The sequence below is a fragment of the Rhizobium sp. Leaf306 genome, assembly GCF_001423425.1.
In the GTDB taxonomy this organism is placed as follows: Bacteria; Pseudomonadota; Alphaproteobacteria; order Rhizobiales; family Rhizobiaceae; genus Neorhizobium; species Neorhizobium soli.
In genome coordinates this window covers 55,729-64,552 of sequence record NZ_LMNX01000008.1, presented here as the reverse complement: position 1 = coordinate 64,552, position 8,824 = coordinate 55,729, and the positions used below count along the sequence as shown (strand labels likewise).

Sequence of the window (8,824 nt, the reverse complement as noted above, 5' to 3'; positions counted from 1 at the left end):
ACGCCGGTTCGCCATCACAGCCGCGCGAGCAGAGGGCCTGAAGACCCAGGCAACCGTCAGTATTGGTCTTGCGGCACCGGACTGCCACGACCTCGCCGCTATGCTCGCGAGCGCCGATGGCGCTCTGTACCGAGCAAAAGCCCTTGGACGAAATCGGGTTGAGACCGCCTGCCCACACGAATTGCCCGCGACGCCCTTGAGCCATTCGCTTGCATCATAAGTCAGGGGCAACTGTGGCGTTATAATCCGGTCATGATCTGGCGAAGAGCATCGCGTACATGATACTGGCGAAAGGCTTCGACACCACATACCTCGCAACTCAGCATTGCGAGATTTCCTGACCCCACCCCGCGCTGTACAGCGAGAAGGCAGGCTTCGAGTTCGAGATCATGCAAACCTCATTCTACCTTGGTCGCCGAAACCTGGTTTCAACCCCGAACACGGGCCTGCCGCGTTGGCAGGAATGCCTCTACATCGCGCTCGCCGACTTTGGAATCGACCCGTCCGCTTACTTCAAGCTACCCCCGAACCGGGTCGTTGAGCTTGGCGAACAGGTTGCGATCTGATGGTTAGATCGCAGCTATGCGAACGACCACACTTGCCGCCAAGAGCATGCCAAGCGTCGCGACCGTCAGGCAGAAAACTACTAGCGACGCATTAAGCCGCTTTCTGCTGGTCACTTCGATGTTGTCCTTGTTCGCCGCAGTTGTGGTTATGGCGAGCCTTTGTCGTTGTCCCCGAGCTTCAGCGAGATGAAGGTGGTAGAAGTATCCCAGGCGTCCGTACATGTGTCATGTCCTTGTGTAGGCGCGCGCATCCGCGGCACGACAAACGTAGCGACATGCTCATATGTTTTCGATTGGGACTGGATGACAGAGAAATAGGAAACTCATAGGGTTCGGTAGGGTCGTCGCTTCGCCTCTCGGCCGCCCTTCTTGCTGTCAACTGGACACGGATCTAGGCCTCAGAGTTCAACTTTGAAGGCGCCACCGATATGACGCAGATGGCGACGTTTTGACCCAATCGATCTCCATCACGTAACCGTGGCTCTTAGTGTTCAAGGTCCCAATTCGTTGCGGGCAGCGAAGGTGCTAACCTTCGAGCCAACTGAATGCGAGTTCGAGGGTTATCGATATGTCTGAAATCGGTTTCGAGCGCCGGGCTTTGCTTCTCGGAGGCGGCGCACTTGCAACAGCCGGCGTTGCTGGTCTCGACTTGCCTGCTCGAGCCTCTGGGCTTGCGGCAACGCCAACGATGCGTGGAGGCGCCAATAATTATATTCCGGGCGCTCAGATCGTTGAGCGTATCGGCGGCGGAGGCTTTGTCATTTCGGGCACAGTGCGCCGCGCTGGCGACGGCGCACCGCTGGCAGGGCAGCGGATCCAGATGTGGGCTCATACCAAAGAAGGTAGTGAAAGCGATCCGCGCAGCCACGGCGCAACGCTGACCGACGCCAATGGTGTTTTCCGCCTTGAAATGCCGCAAATCATTCCGGCGCTCGGTCAAGCCCACGCGCATCTTGCCTACGATAGCATGGAATTCGAGACCGTCTTCCTCCGTCCCTTGCTCTCAAGCGCAAGGGATACCAGTCTAGAAGCGCATTTTGTCCTGCAGCGGGCCTGACTTGGGCTCAACAGCGCGCAGGACTCGTGCATTCTTTATCTGGACCGGGTTGCTTCTGACGCTTGGCGTTCCTTTGGGGTTTGCCGCATCGAGCGAATACCTGGCTTGGCGCGATCCGATCTACATCTCCGCTGGCTTTGCGGGCGTCATCGCCCTCTGTCTGCTGCTTGTGCAGCCACTTCTTGCCGCTGGTTGGCTACCTGGCCTGCATGTGTTGCGCAGTCGTCGCGCCCACCGGGTGGTCGGAACCGCACTTGTTGTTTCAGTCATCGTTCACGTTACCGGCCTTTGGATTACCAGCCCGCCGGATATCGAAGACGCGCTTCTGTTGCTCTCCCCTACCCCTTTCTCCGTTTGGGGCGTCGCTGCCATGTGGGCGCTATTTGCCGCCGCGCTTCTTGCTGCCGTCCGCCGCCGGTTGTCGCCGCGGACGTGGCGTCTCGCACACACGAGCCTTGCCAGCGTCGTGGTGTTCGGTGGTGCAGTCCATGCAATGCTGATCGAAGGCACGATGGAGCCGATCTCGAAGGCCGTGCTCTGCGCACTCGCCGCTATTGCAACCGCTGTCGCGGCGGTCGTCCCTTGGCTGCGTGCCCGGCGGCGCGCGCCAGGGAGAAGGTAAATTCTTCCCGAGATGGCGTGATGGCCAAACCATGTCATACTTTTGTGGAAGTGTTGCGCAGAACGCATCTAATCCAGAACTTTCTGGATCCACTAGCGCGGCTGATCAATCCGGCATTGCACCAGTCAGGAAAAATGGAAAAGCCTGCCGCGGGAGGAGCGGCAGGCTTTCGAATAATCGAACAGCGGCTGGGAGGAGGAGCGCCGTTGTTCTGCCAGGTGCCCCATGGGAGGAGCGTGGGCGCCTGGAACACGAAGCTCGGCGGGAGGAGGTGCATCGCTTCGTTGACGCCAATCTACCCTAGCCAGCGATATCAGTAAGGAGGTCAGGCGCAGCGCAGCTATGCACTTTATGCATCGCCTCCTCAGAAAACGCCCAAGTGTTGTCCTGTCAGGCTTTAAAACGATCAAATGCCGTTAGGATCTTAATTAGCGGATCTGCTTCGGGATACTGGTAGATCTCGGTTCGCAGGTAGCGGAGCTCTTCCTCGAGGTCGGGCTCATCGACCTCTATCCACCAGCTTCTCGGTCCACCTTCTGCTCCGTCCGACCAACGATAGCCGCGAGCCTTTAGATGGTCTTTGAAATCGTAGGGGCTGTTCTCGGCGAAGATACGGACACGTGACCGCTGTCTCGCGTTGTATAGCTCTGCGAACGGTGAGATGCCTTCGGCTTCAACATTCCGATCGAGGATCTCCAGTAGCGCAAAGCAGTCGTCAACCGCTCGATGACCATTGTGAAAAAATCCAGCCTGGCCGATCAGGTAACCGAGCTTGGTGCCTTCAAAGCCTCGCGACGACCAGTCGATTTCGGCGTTCGAGCAGGCCCATGCCTTGCCGGAAAACATCGGCGAAAATGCCTCGCAGAAAGGGCGGTCGAATCTGGCATTGTGGGCGATAACCAGATCAGCAGGTTCGATGAGGGACCGTAGCATCGGGATATCAATCAACTGACCGGCAACCATCTCGTCCGTGATACCGGTAATCTTGGTGATTTCGGCAGGGATGTTGGTTCCGGGCTGCTGCAGGCCGCCATACACTCCAGTGATATCGCCGATAGCGCCGCGTTCGTCGAAGGTGAAAGCAATCACGCCAATCTCGATAATCTCATCTTTGCGATGATCGAGACCTGTGGTTTCCGTGTCGATGATGATGCCATGCAGAGGGTATTGGGGTCGAACGCTGCCTGTGACCTGACGAGGTTCGAGCTTGTGCAGGATTCGGTAGCGGCCCGTCGCGGCAAGATGCGCCAGCATCTCAGCCTCTTGCATACGGTGGCTTCTAACGCGTCTGACAAGCGAGGGGGAGTAGCCCGATCCCTCTTCGCCGTTAGCGTGGTCGATGAACATATCGAATTGGGCTGGCTTGCCCGTCAGATGCTGCTGCGTCATCCTTTAAGAATTATCATGCACTTCTACGGATATGTAGCTTGAAAGAGCTGAACGACACCGAAACGGCGCGCAATCCCCGCTTTTTCGATTGGCGCCGTCTTTCGCTATCGCTCGAACCGCTCGAGCATCTTTCGCAGTTGCGCGTTCTGCAATCGAAGCTTTTCGGCCAATTGGCCCCTGAGCAACCTGATCTCGTCGTCGAGGCTCAGCGTATCGTCTGACGGGATGGTGCGGTCAGATGGGACTTGCGTTGTTTCGGCTAGTTTCGGTTTCCTGGCTCCCCCCATCCGCTTGCGCGGTTTGCTCTCTATCCGCAGCTGCAAACTCGCTGCGTCCGGAGATTGGATGACGACGGTATCTGGGAGATTGGATGGCGGAAGATCGCCAACGACTACGTCAGCAACGACAGTCCCTGCCCCATCATCCGCCCTGCTTACAGCGCTTTCCAACGGCGTAGGCTCTGCCAAATCAGGATCGGATACAGCCGACGGTGATAGCTCAGCATCTCCGCGTGCGCTTGAGGTAGCCAAGCTCTCCTCTGCAACGGTCTCCGCTGGGCCGGAAAGAGCCAGGACATTCGGCGTGACATCGGCAACCTCAGCGTCCTGCTTCGGCTCACGGCGGCGTGGCATAAGTCGGCTTAGAAACTTCCAGGGAGATGCCATGAGATAGGCCTCGCATCTGTTATCGATATATGCGGGTTCAGTCCGGCGACGGTCTGACCGCCGCCAAGCTGACTATCTTAAACTAGAGATGTGAGGCGTTTCCGGCCGCAGCGGTCAAATCAATCGAGATTGAGCTTTTTCCGCAAATCAGCATTTTCAGCACGCAACTTTTCAGCCAGCATCTTGCGCAACTTTTGGTTCTCCGCCTCTAGCTGCAGAAGATCAGCCATTTCGTCCCGAGATGAAGTCGCAGCGTCATCAGCGATCCGGTCAGGCGTCGGAGCAAGCTTCGGCGCGGCGGGCTCGACCGGCGTTGGGTCTACGCTCACACGTGGCTTGCGGCCCCGCTTCTTTGGGCCATCGGTACCGGCTGTAGCGCTTTCTGCTGTCGTTGCGCCAACGGAGGTCTTCTTCGCCCGAGGCTTACGCTGCTTCTTTGCGGCAATAGGCTCTTCTTCCGGCGCGGGCGCTTCAGCATCGTGAATTGTGTCGGTATCGTCGGCCATGAGCATCTCCTTCGGTTCTTCAGCAGTTGTCGCCGTCGCATCCGGTGGTGTCAAGAATGGCTGAGGGGATACTACCGAAGGCAATTGTACGTTTAGGCCGGATTCAACCATCTTCAGACCTTCCGGCAGCAACGGCATCGCCTCCTCCTCTACGTCACGGGCAACGGACTTGAGGTCCATATTTCCCCAGATGGAGGTGGGCTTGGCGTCGAGCTTCCGGCGTCCGGATTTGTACTCGATGGCAAAATTGCGTTGCGGTTTTTTCACTCAAGACGCTTTCGGATTCTTGTTGGGCTATTTGCAGCGCAATAGGCCGCTGCAGATCCGAAATTAGAGATTTTTCGGCTGTTAGTCCACCGAATGCCACTGCGAGTGAGGGAACCCTGCTCCCTGATCCCAAGCCAGCAGCTTCAACGAACGCTTCCTAATACCGTAATACCCTGCGCTGCATGCGACAGCATCGCTATAGGCTCTTCGCCTCGATGTATCGAGGACTGCGTGCTGCGGGCCAGCGTCCAACGCTTCAAGCGGCTCCCGTGGTCTCTGACAAAATCAGCATGACCATTTTCAATTCGAGCCGCCGCTACTATTCTCCGGCTCGAGTAGTCGATTGCGGGCGTGCAGATCGTCGCTGCATTCGGCCTTGCAATCGATGGTTCTCGCACGATGTGTAGAGCCAGGGACAGCTTGTCTTCAGGGCGCTGTCATAAGGGTGTGTAACCCTGCCCCAACAAGGAGGACGCTATGTCTTCCAACCGAGCCTCTGCAGCACTTAGTAAAGCCCATATCTCCCTGATCAGGGAGGTATTGAGAAGCGCTGGTCTTCGCGGCGTAGATTCCCCTGCAAGTTCCGATACGAAGCGAGACGCCTCAGCTTTTCTGACGACCGAGTTTCGCAGCGGTGTTCGAACGAAGGGCGCTCTCGCTGTAGTTCTTGATCAATGGAATAAGCAATCATCGTCTGCCCGAGCCTCAAACGTACAAGTCGTTGACCGGCAACCAAGCGATGATAACCGCTGATGGGCGTTTCTTTCCCTAATCAAGCGCGCAGCTTTGACGGCAAGAACCGGTGTGTCCGCTTTACCGGCTATGATGGAATGTTCGAGATCAAGTTCTATCTCGCGGTGGAAGTGCTGGCGTCTGAAAGAGCTGAGCGCAATACCAGCGAGAGTGACTACTTGACGTCCTTTGATGCGCTCCGACCTAGAATCCTAAAGGCTGCAACATCAGAATATTCTCGATCTCGTAGCAGCACCATCATGCTTAACCTCACTAATTTTGATTGAACCTTTTCGATGAACGGAAGGCCGCTTAATCAACGAGACCGAATATCGACGAAAGCGAGGGTAAGGTGGCACGCCCGAAAGATATTGAACCCGTGGATGTCGAGGTCGGCACAAGGATTAAGGAAAGACGTAAATTCCTTGGTCTTTCGCAAGCCAATCTCGCAGACAAGATCGGCGTTACATTCCAGCAGGTACAAAAATATGAAAAAGGCACCAACCGTGTCGGATCGAGCCGCCTTCATCAGATCGCCAGCGTGTTGCGGGTAGAGCCTGCAGCGCTGTTTGGTCAGGTCCTTGAAGGTCAGGAGTCCGGCACAAAAGATGTTGAGGCACTTGAACAAATGACGGGGTCCCCCGAAGGGCTTGCGCTCAATCGTGCCTTCGCCAAGATTACAGACGGGGCAACTCGAAGATCGATCCTTGCACTTGTGAAAGTGATCGCATCTGCTTCGGAACCCACCGGACATTAGTCTTTTGAGTTATAGCTGGGACGTCGCGCGCAGCTGGTAACCGTGTTCATGACGGGGCAAACGCTTTGATAGTCGCATTGCAAGACTCCCGCAGCCTACGGGAGGAACCATCGGCCCCCGTGGCTTGGCGGTTTACACGCGCGCCTTCCAGCAAGAGAGAAAGCGTGTCAGCCAGCAGATTAGGATCGGTAGCCCCAGCTGCCGTGCACAAAGCCGCCAGTCGGTCTCGCTGGCTCGTCTTGAATTCTTGAACAACACCATAGGCAGGGTGAGCGATGTCGCGGAGCTCAACGACAGCATTTGCTAAATCGCATCCACCCGGCTCTTGCTCCAACCGCTGGACGTGAAAATCTACCCACGAATTGAGTTTCGCGGCGGCATCTTTTTGGTCGTCCTGATCAAGTTCAGTCCAGAATACCATTGCACGTTGCGTTACCTGTCGAAGGGTCTCGCACAGCAGATCGTCTTTGGACCGAAATTTCCTGTACAGGGTCATTTTGTTGGTGTGGGCGGCCTCCGCGATAGCATCAACACCAATCCCGCGGATGCCGAACTTCCGAAACAACTCAGCTGCGCATGACACAATTCGCTCACGCGGAGCTACTGACCCCTCCTGCTTACTTTCAACGGACGCGGTGGGCGAGTTACGGCTTGACATAGGTGTGACCGGTCGGTAACAAGTGAAGTTACAGACTGGTAACACTGTCCAATGCCTTGGTCAAGTTATCGGCGTAGCTACTAGGAGGCGACGATGGCAAAACGAGAAGAGATGACTCTGGCCGATGTTTTGACAGATCCGTTCATCCTGGCGCTCGCTAAGGCAGACGGGTGGTCCAGGCACGCTTTCACCGAAGAAATGCATGCCGCGTCTGACGCATTACGGTCGAGAGACCTAGACCGTGCTCGCGTACCCTTTTTCAACACGAAGGTTAACGCAAGCGCGCAGTGCTGCGCTTGGTAGAATAAAGTCGAGCCTAAAGAGCCTCTCGCGCCCCGACAGTGCCGCGGCATTCCCTTTCGTAGCATCGGATGCGTTTAAGCAGCCGGCCCGACGATAACGCGACCAGTTCAACTCGGGGATAGTCGTTGTCGAGCCGCCCGGCGGACTTTCGTAGTCTGGACAGATCCTCTCCTGAGATCGCCGAGCAGAACCGGTCTTAGGTTAGAGGCTATGCTCTTCTCTGACGCCTTGAACGGGGTCGAACTGACGACCCCTTGCCGCTGTTGGAACGTACGACGAAACCCTACGGGCGGAACAATAGGTTAGAAGTCCCAGTCGTCATCTTCTGTAGAGACCGCCTTTCCGATAACGTAGGAAGACCCCGAGCCGGAGAAGAAATCATGGTTCTCGTCGGCATTTGGCGAAAGAGCAGACAGGATCGCCGGATTGACCTTGCAGGCCTCGGCCGGAAACAGCGCCTCATAGCCCAGGTTCATCAGCGCCTTGTTGCCGTTGTAGTGAAGGAACTTCTTGACGTCTTCCGTCAGACCCACCTCGTCGTAGAGAGCTTCCGTGTACTTTGCCTCGTTGTCGTACAGCTCGAGAAGGAGATCGAAAGCAAAGTCTTTAATGCCCTGCCGTTTCGTTTCGGTCAGGCGCTCGACGGCGCGCTGGAACTTGTAGCCGATATAGTAGCCGTGGACAGCCTCGTCGCGGATGATCAGCCGGATCATGTCAGCGGTGTTGGTGAGCTTCGCCCGGCTAGACCAGTACATTGGCAGGTAGAAGCCGGAGTAGAACAGGAAGCTCTCAAGAAAGACCGAGGCCACCTTCTTCTTCAGCGGATCGCCCGAGACATATTGCTCCATGATCAGCGCCGATTTTCGCTGTAGGAATTCGTTCTCCTCCGACCAGCGGTAGGCATCGTCGACATCAGGTGTCGAGCACAGCGTCGAGAAGATCGACGAATAGGAGCGTGCATGTACTGCCTCCATGAACGAGATGTTCGACAGAACGGCTTCCTCGTGCTGGGTTGCAGCATCTTCCATCAGTCGCACAGAGCCCACACCATTCTGGATGGTGTCAAGAAGCGTTAGACCCGTGAAGACGCGGATGGTGAGTTTCTGCTCTTCGGGCTTCAGCGTCGCCCAGGACGGGATGTCGTTCGACAACGGCACTTTTTCCGGCAGCCAGAAGTTCCCCGTCAGCCGGTTCCAGACGTCGAGGTCCTTGTCATCCTCGATGCGGTTCCAATTGATGGCGCGGACACGGTTCGAAGGCTGCGAGACTTTTGCTTTGACTTGGATATTCATGTTCGTTTCC

Annotated in this window: 10 protein-coding genes and 1 pseudogene; 6 read left to right on the top strand and 5 right to left on the bottom strand. The window is 56.5% G+C overall.

Going from position 1 to position 8,824, the window contains the following annotated elements; translation table 11 throughout:
* A partial coding sequence (locus tag ASG19_RS24355) for a hypothetical protein (protein WP_210168452.1) occupies positions 1–205 on the bottom strand: 205 nt, incomplete at its 3' end.
* 160 nt (positions 206–365) lie between these two features.
* Here ASG19_RS24355 and trkD point away from each other — a divergent pair.
* From trkD to ASG19_RS23095, 3 genes and pseudogenes are all read left to right on the top strand, one after another.
* Positions 366–566, top strand: a pseudogene (gene trkD / locus ASG19_RS23730) (potassium transporter Kup); the annotation flags it as partial.
* 568 nt (positions 567–1,134) lie between these two features.
* Positions 1,135–1,623 carry a hypothetical protein gene (locus tag ASG19_RS23100; RefSeq protein WP_062463493.1) on the top strand — a complete coding sequence of 163 codons (489 nt, stop codon included), beginning with the start codon at positions 1,135–1,137 and terminating at the stop codon, positions 1,621–1,623.
* Between the two features lie 49 nt (positions 1,624–1,672).
* Entirely contained in the window at positions 1,673–2,245 is a 573-nt protein-coding gene (locus ASG19_RS23095; RefSeq protein WP_244476267.1) for a ferric reductase-like transmembrane domain-containing protein, read from the top strand.
* Between the two features lie 390 nt (positions 2,246–2,635).
* Here ASG19_RS23095 and ASG19_RS23090 read toward each other — a convergent pair whose 3' ends face one another.
* The gene (locus ASG19_RS23090; RefSeq protein WP_082471715.1) at positions 2,636–3,634 is read right to left on the bottom strand and encodes a 3'-5' exonuclease; all 999 of its coding nucleotides are present in this window, start codon (positions 3,632–3,634) and stop codon (positions 2,636–2,638) included.
* 38 nt (positions 3,635–3,672) lie between these two features.
* Here ASG19_RS23090 and ASG19_RS24055 point away from each other — a divergent pair, with 38 nt between their 5' ends.
* Complete coding sequence (locus tag ASG19_RS24055; RefSeq protein WP_062463487.1) at positions 3,673–3,855, top strand: hypothetical protein; 183 nt, start codon at positions 3,673–3,675, stop codon at positions 3,853–3,855.
* Positions 3,856–4,418: 563 nt separating this feature from the next.
* Here ASG19_RS24055 and ASG19_RS23080 read toward each other — a convergent pair.
* A complete protein-coding gene (locus ASG19_RS23080; RefSeq protein ID WP_062463485.1) occupies positions 4,419–5,072 on the bottom strand; it encodes a hypothetical protein in 654 nt (217 codons plus the stop codon).
* A 752-nt stretch (positions 5,073–5,824) separates the two neighbouring features.
* Here ASG19_RS23080 and ASG19_RS23075 point away from each other — a divergent pair.
* Entirely contained in the window at positions 5,825–6,091 is a 267-nt protein-coding gene (locus tag ASG19_RS23075; RefSeq protein WP_062463482.1) for a DUF1488 domain-containing protein, read from the top strand.
* Between the two features lie 65 nt (positions 6,092–6,156).
* Entirely contained in the window at positions 6,157–6,561 is a 405-nt protein-coding gene (locus tag ASG19_RS23720; RefSeq protein ID WP_082471714.1) for a helix-turn-helix transcriptional regulator, read from the top strand.
* Positions 6,562–6,607: 46 nt separating this feature from the next.
* Here ASG19_RS23720 and ASG19_RS23065 read toward each other — a convergent pair whose 3' ends face one another.
* Positions 6,608–7,219 carry a TetR/AcrR family transcriptional regulator gene (locus ASG19_RS23065; protein WP_062463476.1) on the bottom strand — a complete coding sequence of 204 codons (612 nt, stop codon included), beginning with the start codon at positions 7,217–7,219 and terminating at the stop codon, positions 6,608–6,610.
* 605 nt (positions 7,220–7,824) lie between these two features.
* Positions 7,825–8,814 carry a class 1b ribonucleoside-diphosphate reductase subunit beta gene (gene nrdF, locus ASG19_RS23055; RefSeq protein WP_062463471.1) on the bottom strand — a complete coding sequence of 330 codons (990 nt, stop codon included), beginning with the start codon at positions 8,812–8,814 and terminating at the stop codon, positions 7,825–7,827.
* Positions 8,815–8,824: the final 10 nt, after the last annotated feature.